24 protein-coding genes are annotated in these 13,928 nt (G+C 39.5%); 23 read left to right on the top strand and 1 reads right to left on the bottom strand.

What is annotated here, in order from left to right; all coding sequences use genetic code 11:
- The gene (locus AC1ECF_RS09210; protein ID WP_480389114.1) at positions 1-1,287 is read right to left on the bottom strand and encodes a protoglobin domain-containing protein; all 1,287 of its coding nucleotides are present in this window, start codon (positions 1,285-1,287) and stop codon (positions 1-3) included.
- A 185-nt stretch (positions 1,288-1,472) separates the two neighbouring features.
- Here AC1ECF_RS09210 and AC1ECF_RS09205 point away from each other — a divergent pair, with 185 nt between their 5' ends.
- The 23 genes from AC1ECF_RS09205 (at position 1,473) to secY (ending at position 13,873) form a co-directional block, all read left to right on the top strand.
- Complete coding sequence (locus AC1ECF_RS09205) at positions 1,473-2,789, top strand: Na+/H+ antiporter family protein (RefSeq protein ID WP_480389113.1); 1,317 nt, start codon at positions 1,473-1,475, stop codon at positions 2,787-2,789.
- A 626-nt stretch (positions 2,790-3,415) separates the two neighbouring features.
- Positions 3,416-3,724 carry a 30S ribosomal protein S10 gene (gene rpsJ, locus AC1ECF_RS09200; protein WP_042478628.1) on the top strand — a complete coding sequence of 103 codons (309 nt, stop codon included), beginning with the start codon at positions 3,416-3,418 and terminating at the stop codon, positions 3,722-3,724.
- A 46-nt stretch (positions 3,725-3,770) separates the two neighbouring features.
- The gene (rplC, locus tag AC1ECF_RS09195; RefSeq protein WP_480389112.1) at positions 3,771-4,400 is read left to right on the top strand and encodes a 50S ribosomal protein L3; all 630 of its coding nucleotides are present in this window, start codon (positions 3,771-3,773) and stop codon (positions 4,398-4,400) included.
- A gap of 26 nt (positions 4,401-4,426) precedes the next feature.
- A complete protein-coding gene (rplD, locus tag AC1ECF_RS09190) occupies positions 4,427-5,050 on the top strand; it encodes a 50S ribosomal protein L4 (protein WP_480389111.1) in 624 nt (207 codons plus the stop codon).
- The gene (gene rplW, locus AC1ECF_RS09185; protein ID WP_480389110.1) at positions 5,050-5,334 is read left to right on the top strand and encodes a 50S ribosomal protein L23; all 285 of its coding nucleotides are present in this window, start codon (positions 5,050-5,052) and stop codon (positions 5,332-5,334) included. Before rplD ends, rplW begins: the two co-directional genes overlap by 1 nt.
- 42 nt (positions 5,335-5,376) lie before the next feature.
- Positions 5,377-6,207 carry a 50S ribosomal protein L2 gene (gene rplB, locus AC1ECF_RS09180; protein WP_480389109.1) on the top strand — a complete coding sequence of 277 codons (831 nt, stop codon included), beginning with the start codon at positions 5,377-5,379 and terminating at the stop codon, positions 6,205-6,207.
- A gap of 60 nt (positions 6,208-6,267) precedes the next feature.
- On the top strand, positions 6,268-6,546 hold the full coding sequence (gene rpsS, locus AC1ECF_RS09175; protein ID WP_480389108.1) for a 30S ribosomal protein S19: 279 nt from the start codon (positions 6,268-6,270) through the stop codon (positions 6,544-6,546).
- Between the two features lie 21 nt (positions 6,547-6,567).
- Positions 6,568-6,912 carry a 50S ribosomal protein L22 gene (gene rplV, locus AC1ECF_RS09170; RefSeq protein WP_480389107.1) on the top strand — a complete coding sequence of 115 codons (345 nt, stop codon included), beginning with the start codon at positions 6,568-6,570 and terminating at the stop codon, positions 6,910-6,912.
- Between the two features lie 3 nt (positions 6,913-6,915).
- The gene (gene rpsC, locus AC1ECF_RS09165; RefSeq protein ID WP_480389106.1) at positions 6,916-7,572 is read left to right on the top strand and encodes a 30S ribosomal protein S3; all 657 of its coding nucleotides are present in this window, start codon (positions 6,916-6,918) and stop codon (positions 7,570-7,572) included.
- A 1-nt stretch (position 7,573) separates the two neighbouring features.
- Positions 7,574-8,008 carry a 50S ribosomal protein L16 gene (gene rplP, locus AC1ECF_RS09160; protein ID WP_480389105.1) on the top strand — a complete coding sequence of 145 codons (435 nt, stop codon included), beginning with the start codon at positions 7,574-7,576 and terminating at the stop codon, positions 8,006-8,008.
- Entirely contained in the window at positions 7,998-8,198 is a 201-nt protein-coding gene (rpmC, locus tag AC1ECF_RS09155; RefSeq protein WP_053591325.1) for a 50S ribosomal protein L29, read from the top strand. Before rplP ends, rpmC begins: the two co-directional genes overlap by 11 nt.
- An 18-nt stretch (positions 8,199-8,216) precedes the next feature.
- Positions 8,217-8,480: a 30S ribosomal protein S17 gene (gene rpsQ / locus AC1ECF_RS09150; protein ID WP_480389104.1), complete on the top strand. Its 264-nt coding sequence runs from the start codon at positions 8,217-8,219 to the stop codon at positions 8,478-8,480.
- Between the two features lie 42 nt (positions 8,481-8,522).
- Positions 8,523-8,891 (top strand): 50S ribosomal protein L14, encoded by a 369-nt coding sequence (gene rplN / locus AC1ECF_RS09145; protein WP_480389103.1) that lies wholly within the window; start codon positions 8,523-8,525, stop codon positions 8,889-8,891.
- Positions 8,892-8,927: 36 nt separating this feature from the next.
- Positions 8,928-9,236: a 50S ribosomal protein L24 gene (gene rplX, locus AC1ECF_RS09140; RefSeq protein WP_480389102.1), complete on the top strand. Its 309-nt coding sequence runs from the start codon at positions 8,928-8,930 to the stop codon at positions 9,234-9,236.
- A 23-nt stretch (positions 9,237-9,259) separates the two neighbouring features.
- Positions 9,260-9,799 (top strand): 50S ribosomal protein L5, encoded by a 540-nt coding sequence (gene rplE, locus AC1ECF_RS09135; RefSeq protein ID WP_480389101.1) that lies wholly within the window; start codon positions 9,260-9,262, stop codon positions 9,797-9,799.
- An 18-nt stretch (positions 9,800-9,817) separates the two neighbouring features.
- Entirely contained in the window at positions 9,818-10,003 is a 186-nt protein-coding gene (locus AC1ECF_RS09130) for a type Z 30S ribosomal protein S14 (protein WP_480389100.1), read from the top strand.
- 30 nt (positions 10,004-10,033) lie between these two features.
- The gene (gene rpsH / locus AC1ECF_RS09125; protein ID WP_480389099.1) at positions 10,034-10,432 is read left to right on the top strand and encodes a 30S ribosomal protein S8; all 399 of its coding nucleotides are present in this window, start codon (positions 10,034-10,036) and stop codon (positions 10,430-10,432) included.
- A gap of 31 nt (positions 10,433-10,463) precedes the next feature.
- Positions 10,464-11,003 (top strand): 50S ribosomal protein L6, encoded by a 540-nt coding sequence (gene rplF, locus AC1ECF_RS09120; RefSeq protein ID WP_480389098.1) that lies wholly within the window; start codon positions 10,464-10,466, stop codon positions 11,001-11,003.
- A 30-nt stretch (positions 11,004-11,033) separates the two neighbouring features.
- Positions 11,034-11,393, top strand: coding sequence for a 50S ribosomal protein L18 (gene rplR, locus AC1ECF_RS09115; RefSeq protein ID WP_480389272.1), 360 nt, complete (start codon positions 11,034-11,036; stop codon positions 11,391-11,393).
- 21 nt (positions 11,394-11,414) lie between these two features.
- On the top strand, positions 11,415-11,915 hold the full coding sequence (gene rpsE / locus AC1ECF_RS09110; protein WP_480389097.1) for a 30S ribosomal protein S5: 501 nt from the start codon (positions 11,415-11,417) through the stop codon (positions 11,913-11,915).
- A gap of 14 nt (positions 11,916-11,929) precedes the next feature.
- On the top strand, positions 11,930-12,112 hold the full coding sequence (rpmD, locus tag AC1ECF_RS09105; RefSeq protein ID WP_480389096.1) for a 50S ribosomal protein L30: 183 nt from the start codon (positions 11,930-11,932) through the stop codon (positions 12,110-12,112).
- Between the two features lie 31 nt (positions 12,113-12,143).
- Positions 12,144-12,584, top strand: a complete 441-nt coding sequence (gene rplO / locus AC1ECF_RS09100) for a 50S ribosomal protein L15 (protein WP_480389095.1) — start codon at positions 12,144-12,146, stop codon at positions 12,582-12,584.
- Positions 12,584-13,873 carry a preprotein translocase subunit SecY gene (gene secY, locus AC1ECF_RS09095; RefSeq protein WP_480389094.1) on the top strand — a complete coding sequence of 430 codons (1,290 nt, stop codon included), beginning with the start codon at positions 12,584-12,586 and terminating at the stop codon, positions 13,871-13,873. The genes rplO and secY overlap by 1 nt, the downstream gene beginning before the upstream one ends.
- Positions 13,874-13,928 lie beyond the last annotated feature (55 nt).

Raw genomic sequence — 13,928 nt, 5'->3', positions numbered from 1 at the left:
CTATAATTCGTGAGAAGTATCTCTCAGTTTATCGGAGGAGCTAGAAATACGCAGAACTGCTTCATTCAGTTCAGAGATTACTTGAGAGATAGTGGTAATTTCCTCATTAGATCTCATGCTCTGTGCTTTTATGCCTGAAATAGCAGAAGTGATTTCATGAAAAGAAGCTGTAACACTTTCATATTTTTTATTGCCCACTACTAGTAATTTATTCATCTCACCCACAGAGTTACTCATATCTTCTATCTTCTCATCTGTTTCTTCGATTAGGTCTTCTACGGTGCTAATAGCTTTTTTCGTTTCTTCCGCAAGATTTTTCACTTCATTGGCAACTACCGCAAACCCAGCACCTCGATCACCTGCATGGGCTGCTTCAATAGAAGCGTTAAGTGCTAGCAGATTGGTTTGATTGGCAATGGTGGTGACTAGTTCCACGACTTCTTTAATTTTATTTGATGAATCTTGTAAATCCTTCATCTTTTGTTGAAGTGTTTGTAAGCTTGTATCAATTAAATTCATTTGCTGGGTTTGTTGTTGAACTAACTGCTCTGCTTCTTGCGATGTTTCTTGTGTAGCTAAAACAAAAGATAGTCCTTTTTCGGTGAATTCCTCAATTGCTTCCACCTTGGTGCAAAGGGATGAAATTGAAGCACTAGTTTCTTCACTAACATTGGCTAGGATTTCCGATGCGTCTATTACTTGAACCTTCACCTTCTTTTCTTTTTCTCTGATACTTTGTCTCAGCCTTTCATTTTCTAATTCATAGGCCTCTAAGACGAGCTGCTGCTCTAAATTCAACAGCTTTGTAATAGCAGAAAGAGCTTGTATCTTTTCCTTCGTATTTAGATTTAGCACTAAGATTAATTGGGAGAACTCATAATAGAGCGTTTCAAAGGCTGCCATATACCATTTTGGTTCAAGCCCTATTCTTACATGTACTTGTGCTATTCGATAACGCTGTGCTATATACTCGTTGTTTATAATTCCTGAAAACATTTCAGACAAATGATCATACAAGGTAGTTTTTAAACGATCAATACTAGAGTGCTGGTTGATAATAGTAAGTAGTCTAGGCTCCGCACCGATTGATCGATAAAAATTTTCTACTGTTTTTTCTAATATTCCTTCTACATAGGGACTTAAGTGATAAATAAGTGTTAAATCCTCTTTATTCAAATGAATCATAGCGATCTGTTTCTGTATATCCGGATGCTCTTGTACGTCTAATGATATAGGAGCTTCTTTTGTTAAATCAATTGTAGGTTGTTTCTTCATAAAAAAGGCCATTCTTCTTCTCCTTTACGTTATGTAACGCTTAAGTCGTTACAATTCCTACATTATATCGGTAACAATTACCCTGTCTGAAGAATAGAGAAAACTAAATTGATAAAGTTAAGTGTATTGACATATGAGCTAGAAAGTTATAAACTTTCACATATTAGTAATCTAGTGTATGAAAGTGAGTGAGTGGAATGAATGCAGTTTTAGTTGCAGTAGGAGTTATGTTGGTTTTAAGCTTACTGCGTATAAATGTAGTGTTTTCTTTAATAGTAGGAGCGCTAGTTGGAGGTTTAGTGGCTGATCTGTCGCTTGCAGAAACAATCCAAGCCTTTACGACCGGTCTAGGTGAAGGAGCGACGATAGCATTAAGCTATGGATTGCTAGGAGGGTTTGCTATTGCAATATCCAAAACTGGAATACCAGATTTATTGGTTGGTGCAATTTTAAAACTTGTGAAAAGAGAAGGGGATTCTGGGAAAAGTGCCTTAGTTAAAACACTAATCTTTTTACTAATACTTATGATGGCTATTTTTTCTCAAAATCTTATACCTATTCATATAGCATTTATTCCACTACTTATCCCGCCTATTTTAAAGGTGCTTAATATGCTTAAAATAGATAGAAGACTAATTGCCTCCATTTTGGCCTTTGGTTTAATAACCCCTTATATGCTTTTACCATACGGTTACGGCGCTATCTATCAACAAATTGTTGCAACACAAATGGATTTATCTGGCTTAAAAGTTTCCTTATCAGATATCCCAACAGCAATGGCATTTCCTGCTTTAGGTATGGTATTTGGGTTAGTAGTTGCATTCTTACTTTACAGAAAGCCTAGAAGTTACAAACAAGACAATTTAGCAATTGATGAAATAGAAGTAAAAGTAAAAAAACGTAACATTGTATTTACAGTTATTGCTCTGCTAGCAGCTTTAATAGCACAGATAGGCACAGATTCGATGATAGCCGGAGCGATGGCTGGTATAGCGGTCCTTTACGTTACTGGGGCACTGCAAATGAAGGAAGCGGATCGCTTGTTAACAGAAGGAATGCGAATGATGGCATTTATAGGTTTTGTCATGATTACAGCTAATGGGTTTGCTGCTGTTATCAATGAAACAGGACATATCGCTAACTTAGTAGAGTCAACAGCAGACGTGTTATCTGGAAACGTGAGCTTAGCAGTGTTTATTATGCTTATAATTGGCTTAATTGTAACAATCGGTATAGGTTCTTCCTTTGCGACAATTCCAATTATCGCTGCTATTTTTGTTCCCTTGGCAATGGAGTTAGGATTAAGCCCCTTGGCTACAATAGCGCTCATAGGTACAGCAGGAGCTTTAGGGGACGCAGGTTCTCCAGCTTCTGATTCAACCCTTGGACCAACGGCAGGACTTAACTTCGACGGGCAACATAATCACATTTGGGATACTTGTGTTCCGACATTTCTTGTTTACAACATTCCATTAGTGTTGTTTGGATGGGTTGGTATCGTATATATTCTTTAATATAGAAGAAACAAAAATTCTGAAGGCATAAAATCTGCTATAACCTCATGTGTGATGGTAATGAAACGGACTATTAAAAAGTTAACAGGGAGTATGTGAGAGTTAGTCGCTCACATACTCGCTTTTTGATATTGTTATTGCTACAAAGAGATGTATACCACTTTTGCTTTGCCCACATCAGTTTCCTCCAACCAGTCCTGTATGCCCTTCTAATAAGTTAATCTAAGAGAAATGCAACCATAACAAGTCAGGGCTTCGCTACGGTCTTAGAAGCACCCTGCTGGCGTGTTTATGCAGAATAAAAGATATTGTTGTCTAAACCTATGACAATTGATTTATTTTTAGCAAAGTACGGTATTTAAGCGACCATATTATTTGTAATTTTCCTGGAAGGTTTATATACTGATACAGGATTAAAAGAGAAAGCAAGAAAAGCCTATTAAATATAAAATTAATTTCACCAAAAGACTTGCGGAATCTAGTGAAATTGTATATAATGTTGAATGTTGGTCTTTGACTGCGATGAAACGAGAGGTTACCGACACACCCGGCCGCTTTGCCATGGCGAGTGTACGGAAAATTTTCGTGGAGAATGTCTAGAAATTAGGCGAAAAGGAGGGAAAATAATGGCAAAACAAAAAATTCGTATTCGTTTAAAAGCGTATGATCACAGAATCCTTGATCAATCTGCTGAGAAAATTGTAGAAACTGCTAAACGTTCAGGTGCAAGTGTATCGGGTCCGATTCCACTTCCGACTGAAAGATCTGTGTATACGATTCTTCGTGCGGTTCACAAGTATAAAGACTCTCGTGAACAATTCGAAATGCGTACGCATAAACGTCTTATCGATATCGTTAACCCAACACCACAAACTGTTGACGCGTTAATGAAGCTTGATTTACCATCTGGCGTTGATATTGAAATCAAACTTTAATGGTAAAAGATAAAAAACAACAAATTATTTTAGGAGGTGTGACGAAATGACCAAAGGAATCTTAGGTAGAAAAATCGGTATGACGCAAGTATTTGCTGAGAACGGTGACTTAATCCCGGTTACTGTAATTGAAGCTACTCCAAACGTAGTTCTTCAAAAGAAAACAGTTGAAACTGATGGATACGAGGCTGTTCAATTAGGTTTCGAAGATAAGCGCGAAAAGCTTTCTAACAAACCAGAAAAAGGCCACGTAGCGAAAGCAAGCACTGCTCCTAAGCGCTTCATCCGCGAATTCCGCGGCTTGGATACTGCTAATTACGAGGTTGGTCAAGAAGTCAGCGTAGAAAGTTTTGCAGAAGGCGATGTAATTGATGTTACAGGTACTACGAAAGGGAAAGGTTTCCAAGGTGTTATCAAGCGTCATGGACAATCTCGTGGACCAATGGCTCACGGCTCTCGTTACCACCGTCGTCCTGGTTCAATGGGTCCAGTTGCTCCGAACCGCGTATTTAAACAAAAGAAATTACCTGGTCAAATGGGTGGAAACACTGTAACAATCCAAAACTTACAAGTTGTAAGAGTGGATGCAGAACGTAACCTTCTACTTGTTAAAGGTAATGTTCCTGGTTCTCGTAAATCACTAGTAGTTGTTAAGGCTGCTATTAAATCGAACTAATTCTCTGAAGAAAGGAGGAAACAGGAATGGCAAAAGTATCTTTATTCAATCAAGCAGGAACTTCAGTTGGTGAAATCGAACTAAGCGATAAAGTTTTTGGGATTGAACCAAATGAGTCTGTTTTATTTGAAGCTATTATTGCGCAACGCGCATCTCTTCGCCAAGGTAACCACAAAGTGAAAAATCGCTCTGAAGTTTCAGGTGGTGGACGTAAGCCTTGGAAACAAAAAGGAACAGGTCGTGCTCGTCAAGGATCTATCCGCTCTCCACAATGGCGTGGTGGTGGTACTGTATTCGGTCCAGTTCCACGTAGCTACAGCTACAAATTACCAAAGAAAGTACGTCGCTTAGCTCTTCTTTCAGCTCTTTCATCTAAAGTGCGTGAAGAAAGCATCGTAGTACTTGAAGGTTTAGCATTTGATGCGCCTAAAACAAAGGAATTTGCACAAGTGCTTTCAAATCTATCAATTAACAAAAAAGCGTTGTTTGTAACAGCTGATTTAGACGAAAACGTTGCATTATCAGCTCGTAACATCCCTGGAATTACAGTTGTGTCTGCAACAGGCATTAACGTATTAGATTTAGTTGGTCACGATAAATTAGTGATGACTAAAGCTGCAGTAGAAAAGGTTGAGGAGGTGCTTGGATAATGGAAGCACGTGATATTATTAAACGTCCGGTCATTACCGAGCGTTCTTCAGAAGCAATGGCAGATAAAAAGTACACTTTCGAAGTGGACACTCGCGCTAACAAAACACAAGTTAAATACGCAATAGAAGAAATCTTTGGAGTAGATGTTGAAAAAGTTAACATCATGAACTACAAAGGGAAATTCAAACGTGTAGGTAAATTTGGTGGTTACACAAACAAACGTCGTAAAGCGATTGTTACATTAACTGCTGATAGCAAAGACATCGAATTATTCGAAATATAATCCTTATAACAAGGAAGTAATAAACAAGAAGGAGGGAACAAAATGGCGATTAAAAAGTATAAACCAACGTCAAACGGACGTCGTAACATGACTTCACTTGATTATGCTGAAATCACAACAGATAAGCCGGAAAAATCACTTCTTGCTCCTGTTAAACGTAAAGGCGGCCGTAACAACCAAGGTAAAATTACTGTTCGTCATCATGGTGGTGGACACAAACGTCAATACCGTATCATTGATTTCAAACGAAACAAAGACGGCATTCCAGGACGTGTTGCTACTATCGAATATGATCCAAACCGCTCTGCGAATATCGCATTGATTAACTATGCAGATGGTGAAAAACGTTATATCCTAGCTCCTAAAGGCTTGGAAGTTGGAATGACAATCATGTCAGGTCCAGAAGCAGATATTAAAGTAGGTAACGCTCTTCCGTTACAAAATATCCCAATGGGTACTACTATCCACAATATCGAAATGAAACCTGGTAAAGGTGGACAGCTAGTTCGTTCTGCTGGTACATCAGCTCAGTTACTAGGTAAAGAAGGTAAATATGTAATCGTACGTTTACAATCTGGTGAGGTTCGTTTAATCCTTGGTGTTTGCCGCGCTACAGTTGGTGAAGTAGGGAACGAACAACATGAACTAGTAAACATCGGTAAAGCAGGTCGTAATCGTTGGTTAGGTAAACGCCCAACTGTACGTGGATCTGTAATGAACCCTAACGATCACCCACACGGTGGTGGTGAAGGACGTACACCAATCGGTCGTAAGTCTCCAATGTCTCCATGGGGTAAACCAACTCTTGGATACAAAACTCGTAGTAAGAAAAACAAATCCGACAAACTTATCATTCGTCGTCGTAAAAAATAATGTGGTTTTACTACGGTTCAAAGAGCGAGCCGTGGTGCAATCACGGAGGGAGGTTCCAGTATGGGTCGTAGCTTGAAAAAAGGACCTTTTGTTGATGATCACTTAATGAAAAAGGTTGAAGCACAACAAAATTCTGAGAAAAAACAAGTAATTAAAACTTGGTCTCGCCGTTCTACTATTTTCCCTAACTTCATCGGGCAAACAATCGCTGTATATGATGGACGTAAACATGTTCCTGTATACGTGACTGAAGATATGGTAGGTCATAAACTAGGCGAATTTGCACCAACTCGTGCTTATAAAAGCCATGGTGCAGATGATAAGAAAACAAGACGCTAATTTGAGAGGAGGTTATTCCAAATGTCACAAGCAAAAGCTATTGCTAAAACAGTGCGCATTGCTCCTCGTAAAGTAAGATTAGTCGTTGATTTAATCAGAGGTAAGCAAGTTGGTGAAGCGATTGCAATTTTACAACTTACTCCTAAAGCAGCATCCCCTGTTGTTGAGAAAGTTTTAAAATCTGCTATTGCTAACGCTGAGCACAATTATGATTTAGATGTTAACAACCTAGTTGTTTCTGAAATCTTCGTTGATGAAGGTCCAACTTTAAAACGTTTCCGTCCACGTGCAATGGGACGTGCAAGTGCTATCAATAAACGTACAAGCCACATTACAGTAGTGGTATCTGAGAAGAAGGAGGGATAATTCGTGGGTCAAAAAGTTCATCCTATAGGATTACGAGTTGGAATCATTCGTGGCTGGGAGTCAAAATGGTACGCTGGTAAAGACTATGCAAACTTACTTCACGAAGACTTGAAAATTCGTAAGTATATTGAAACTCGTTTAAAAGATGCTTCTGTTTCAACTGTTGAGATCGAACGTGCTGCTAAACGTGTAAATATTACAATTCACACTGCGAAACCAGGTATGGTAATCGGTAAAGGTGGTACTGAAGTTGAAGCACTTCGTAAACACTTAAACGATATCACTGGCAAGCGTGTACACATTAATATCGTAGAAATTAAAAGAGCTGACCTTGATGCTAAACTAGTAGCTGAAAGTATCGCACGCCAATTAGAAGGCCGCGTATCTTTCCGTCGCGCTCAAAAACAAGCAATTCAACGCACAATGCGTGCTGGAGCTAAAGGTATTAAAACTCAAGTATCTGGTCGTCTAGGCGGTGCTGACATCGCTCGTGCTGAACATTACAGCGAAGGAACTGTACCACTTCATACATTACGTGCAGACATTGATTATGCACATGCTGAAGCTGACACTACTTATGGTAAGTTAGGCGTAAAAGTATGGATCTATCGTGGTGAAGTCCTTCCAGTTAAGAAGAACTCTGAGGAAGGAGGCAAATAATATGTTAATGCCTAAACGCGTTAAATATCGTCGCGAACACCGTGGTAAAATGCGTGGTGAAGCAAAAGGTGGTAAGGAGATAGCATTTGGTGAGTTTGGTTTACAAGCTACTGAAGCTAGCTGGATCACAAGTCGTCAAATTGAATCAGCTCGTATCGCGATGACACGTTATATGAAACGTGGCGGTAAAGTTTGGATTAAAATTTTCCCACATAAACCTTATACGAAAAAGCCTCTTGAGGTACGTATGGGATCCGGTAAAGGTGCTCCGGAAGGTTGGGTTGCTGTTGTAAAACCAGGAAAAATTATGTTCGAGATTGCTGGAGTTTCTGAAGAAGTAGCTCGCGAAGCGTTACGCTTAGCATCTCATAAGCTTCCTGTAAAATGTAAGATAGTTAAACGTCAAGAAATTGGTGGTGAATCTAATGAAAGCTAATGACATCCGTGAACTTACTACAGCAGAAATTGAACAAAAGGTAAAATCACTGAAAGAAGAGCTTTTCAACCTTCGCTTCCAATTGGCGACTGGTCAATTAGAAAACACAGCTCGCATTCGTGAGGTGCGTAAAGCGATTGCACGTATGAAAACTGTGATTCGCGAAAGAGAAATCAGTGCAAACAACTGATAAAGGAGGTTTTCAGGCATGACTGAGCGTAATCAACGCAAGGTATACACAGGCCGTGTAGTTTCTGACAAAATGGATAAAACAATCACTGTATTAGTTGAAACTCATAAGAAACACAAATTATACGGTAAACGTGTTAGATATTCTAAAAAGTTCAAAGCTCATGATGAGCAAAACGAAGCGCAAATCGGCGATATCGTCCGCATCATGGAAACACGTCCGCTATCAGCTACAAAACGTTTCCGTTTAGTGGAAGTTGTAGAAAAAGCGGTTATTATCTAATTATAAATTTCGGAAATTAAATTCCGAAGGGAGGTAACCTAAGTGATCCAACAAGAAACTCGTATGAAAGTTGCTGACAACTCAGGTGCACGTGAAGTTCTAACTATTAAAGTACTTGGTGGTACTGGCCGTAAAACAGCGAATATCGGTGATATCGTTGTGTGTACAGTTAAGAAAGCAACACCAGGTGGCGTTGTCAAAAAGGGTGACGTAGTTAAAGCTGTTATCGTTCGTACTAAGAGTGGCGTTCGCCGTAAAGACGGAACTTACATTAAATTCGATGAGAACGCATGCGTTATTATCAAAGACGATAAAGGACCTCGTGGAACTCGTATTTTCGGACCTGTTGCTCGTGAACTACGTGACAACAACTTCATGAAAATCGTATCTTTAGCTCCAGAAGTTCTTTAATTTCCAGGAAAGTGCCAATCAAGGAGGTGCGACAGAATGCATGTTAAAAAAGGCGACAAAGTAATGGTAATCTCAGGTAAAGACAAAGGTAAAACAGGAGTTATCCTTACAGCTTTCCCTAAGCAAGACCGTGTTATTGTTGAAGGTGTAAACATCATCAAAAAACATATGAAGCCTAACCAAGCTAATCCGCAAGGTGGAATTGTAACCCAAGAGGCTGCGATCCACGTATCGAATGTTATGTTAATCGACCCTAAAACTGGCGAGCCGACTCGCGTAGGTTATAAAGTAGAAGATGGCAAAAAAGTTCGTGTTGCGAAAAAATCTGGTGAAATTATTAAATAAGTAAAGAGAAGGGAGGTACACACATGAACCGCCTAAAAGAAAAGTATCTTAATGAAGTTTCTCCTGCTCTAATGAGCAAGTTCAATTATAAGTCAGTAATGCAAGTACCTAAAGTTGATAAGATTGTTATCAACATGGGTGTGGGCGATGCTGTTTCTAACACAAAAGCACTTGATGCTGCAGTGGAAGAATTACAAACTATCGCAGGTCAAAAACCTGTAATTACGAAAGCTAAAAAATCGATCGCTGGATTCCGTCTTCGTGAAGGTATGCCAATCGGTGCAAAAGTTACATTACGCGGTGAGCGTATGTATGACTTTTTGGATAAATTAATCTCTATTTCACTTCCACGTGTACGTGACTTCCGTGGTGTTTCTAAGAAAGCATTTGACGGTCGCGGTAACTACACTTTAGGAGTAAAAGAGCAATTAATCTTCCCTGAAATCGATTATGATAAAGTTTCGAAAGTACGCGGTATGGACATCGTAATTGTAACAACTGCGAACTCTGACGAAGAAGCTCGTGAGTTATTAACACAATTCGGTATGCCATTCCAAAAGTAAAATAAGGGAGGCGAAAACGTGGCTAAAAAATCAATGGTCGTTAAACAAAAACGTACGCCAAAGTTCAAGGTGCAAGGGTACACACGCTGTGAGCGTTGTGGACGTCCGCACTCTGTATTGCGTAAATTTAAGCTTTGCCGTATTTGTTTCCGTGAACTTGCATACAAGGGACAAATTCCTGGCGTTAAAAAAGCAAGCTGGTAAACCCCTATAACTGGGAAGGAGGTAAATGTAATGACAATGTCAGATCCAATTGCAGATATGCTAACACGTATTCGTAATGCTAATATGGTGCGTCACGAGAAATTAGAAGTTCCTGCTTCAAACATGAAAAAGGAAATCGCTGAAATTCTAAAACGCGAAGGTTTCATCCGTGATGTTGAATATGTAGAAGATAGCAAACAAGGTATTATCCGTATCTTCTTAAAATATGGTCAAAATGACGAGCGCGTTATCACTGGTTTGAAACGTATTTCAAAACCTGGTCTACGCGTTTACGCTAAAACAAACGAAGTACCTAAAGTACTAAACGGTTTAGGAATTGCTTTAGTTTCTACTTCAAACGGTTTATTAACAGATAAAGAAGCTCGCGCTAAACAAGTTGGCGGAGAAATCGTAGCTTACGTTTGGTAATAATCAAACAAACGAATGGAGGTGCAACAAAATGTCTCGAGTAGGTAAAAAACCAATTGAGGTACCTGCAAACGTTACTGTAACAGTTAACGCTGATAACACAGTAGTAGTTAAAGGACCTAAAGGTGAATTAACAAGATCTTTCAACCAAGATATGAAAATTGAACAAGAAGGTAACATCATTACTGTAGTTCGTCCTTCAGAATCAAAAGAACATCGTACAGTTCACGGAACAACTCGTGCTCTATTAGCTAATATGATCACTGGAGTTTCCGAAGGATTTGCTCGTTCTCTTGAATTAGTTGGGGTAGGTTACCGTGCGCAACTACAAGGATCAAAACTTGTACTTAACGTAGGATATTCTCACCCAGTTGAATTCACTCCTGAAGATGGACTTTCTATTGAAGTTCCTTCAAATACAAAAATTATCATTAGCGGAATTAGCAAAGAACGTGTTGGTGCTTTAGCATCTAACATCCGTGCAGTTCGCCCGCCTGAGCCTTATAAAGGAAAAGGTATTCGTTATGAAGGTGAAGTTGTACGCCGCAAAGAAGGTAAAACAGGTAAATAATGCATTGCGCATTAGAAAGGAGTGACTACTGTGATTACGAAACAAGACAAAAATCAAGTTCGTAAGAAACGTCATGCACGTGTTCGTACAAAAATCACGGGTACATCTGAACGTCCACGTTTAAATGTATACCGTTCTAATAAACATATCTATGCACAGCTTATTGATGATTCAAAAGGAATTACACTAGTAAGTGCATCTACTATGGATAAAGATTTTAATGGAACAGCTGGTAATGTAGAAGCTGCTGCATCTATCGGTGAAACTATTGCTAAACGCGCAGTTGAAAAGAACATCAAGTCTGTTGTTTTTGACCGTGGCGGTTATTTATATCATGGACGTGTAAAAGCATTAGCTGATGCTGCACGTGAAAACGGCTTAGAATTTTAAGAAGAAGGAGGGACATATTTCATGCGTGGTATTGACCCAAACAAACTTGAACTTGAAGAACGCGTAGTAACAATTAACCGTGTTGCTAAAGTTGTAAAAGGTGGACGTCGTTTCCGTTTTACTGCATTAGTAGTAGTAGGAGACAAAAACGGTCATGTAGGATTTGGTACTGGAAAAGCTCAAGAGGTTCCAGATGCAATCCGTAAAGCAGTTGAAGATGCAAAGAAAAACTTAATCGAAGTGCCATTAGTTGGCGGAACAACTCCTCACCAAGTACTTGGTCATTTTGGAGCTGGATCTATTCTAGTTAAGCCAGCATCTGCCGGTACTGGAGTTATCGCAGGTGGACCTGTTCGTGCGGTATTAGAATTAGCGGGAGTAACAGATATCTTATCTAAATCTCTAGGTTCTAACACACCAATCAACATGGTACGTGCTACAGTAAATGGTTTATCTCAACTAAAACGTGCTGAGGACGTTGCTAAATTACGTGGTAAATCAGTAGAAGAACTGTTAGGATAAGGGGGGAAATTACAATGGCAACTAAATTAGAAATTACCCTTACTAAAAGCTTGATTGGAACTAAACCTAGTCAACGCAAAACAGTAGAAGCTCTTGGATTACGTAAAATGCATCAAACAGTGGAGCACCAAGACAACGCCGCTATCCGCGGAATGGTTGGCAAAGTAGCTCACTTAGTAACTTTAAAAGAAATTTAAGGTTTATCTTAGAATAAGGAGGTGCCACCATATGAAACTTCATGAGTTAAAACCAGCAGAAGGTTCTCGCTCTACTCGTAACCGTGTAGGTCGTGGTATCGGTTCTGGAAATGGTAAAACTGCAGGTAGAGGTCATAAAGGTCAAAATGCTCGTTCTGGCGGAGGAGTTCGTCCAGGATTTGAGGGGGGTCAAAACCCACTTTTCCGTCGTTTACCTAAACGCGGATTTACGAATATCAACCGTAAAGAGTATGCAATCGTGAACCTTGACACATTAAATCGTTTCGAAGAGGGTACAGAGGTTACACCTGCACTTTTAATCGAAACAGGTGTTGTGAGCAGCGAAAAATCCGGTATCAAAATTCTTGGTAACGGAACTCTTAACAAAAAGTTGACAGTTAAAGCTCACAAATTCTCTGCTACAGCAAAAGAAGCTATCGAGAATGCTGGCGGACAAACAGAGGTGGTTTAATGTTTCAGACAATCTCCAACTTTATGCGTGTGAGAGATATTCGAAATAAAATCATTTTTACTCTATTGATGCTCGTTGTATTCCGTATCGGTACGTATATACCAGTACCTAACGCAGATCCAGAAGTATTAAAGCAAACTGATGAGATGGGTCTTATTGGTTTCCTTAATACCTTTGGAGGCGGTGCTTTAAGCAACTTCTCTATTCTTGCAATGGGGATTATGCCATACATTACTGCATCGATTATTGTTCAGCTGTTACAAATGGACGTAGTGCCAAAATTCGCTGAGTGGGCGAAGCAAGGGGAAGTCGGTAGACGTAAGCTTGCACAATTCACTCGATACTTCACTATCGTGCTTGCATTTGTTCAAGCAATTGCAATGTCCTATGGTTTTAACCGTATTTATGGTGGTGGATTAATTCAAGATGAGGGTATCCTTACTTACATCTTGATTGCAATCGTATTGACTGCTGGAACAGCATTCCTTATGTGGTTAGGAGAGCAGATTACAGCGCACGGTGTTGGTAATGGTATTTCTATCATTATCTTTGCAGGTATCGTTGCTGCTATCCCAAATGCTGCTAACCAGCTGTATGCACAACAAATTCAAGATGCAGGCGATGCATTATTTATCAATATTGTAATCGTTGCTTTACTTCTATTAGCAATTGTGGCGGTTATTGTAGGAGTTATTTACGTTCAACAAGCGTTACGTAAAATTCCTATTCAGTACGCAAAACGTGTTGCTGGCTCTCAAGCTGGCGGACAACAAACACACTTGCCATTAAAGGTAAATGCCGCTGGAGTAATCCCAGTAATCTTCGCTTCTGCTTTCCTTATGGCTCCGCAGACGTTGGTATTATTCTTCGGTGAAAATAGTGTCACTAATTTCATCAGAGATATGGTAGATTACACACAACCAGTTGGTATGATCTTGTACATTGCTTTAATTGTTGCCTTCACATACTTCTATGCGTTCATACAAGTGAACCCAGAAAATGTTGCAGACAACCTGAAAAAGCAAGGTGCGTATATTCCAGGGATTCGTCCAGGGATCAATACACAGAACTATTTAACAAGCGTTTTATATCGTTTAACATTTGTAGGAGCGATCTTCCTAGCAGTAATCTCTATCATGCCACTTCTATTTGTTAAGTTTGCGGGACTACCTCAATCTGTACAAATCGGTGGAACGAGCTTACTGATTATCGCAGGTGTTGCACTTGAGACAATGAAGCAGCTTGAATCTCAATTAGTTAAACGTCACTATAAAGGCTTTATGAAATAATGTTGGTTTTTAGGAACTAATGTAACGTTCCTAAAAATCCACAAAATAGTCCTGG

Source organism: Psychrobacillus sp. Z3-81 (assembly GCF_056620325.1).
This window is presented reverse-complemented; position numbering and strand designations above follow the sequence as displayed.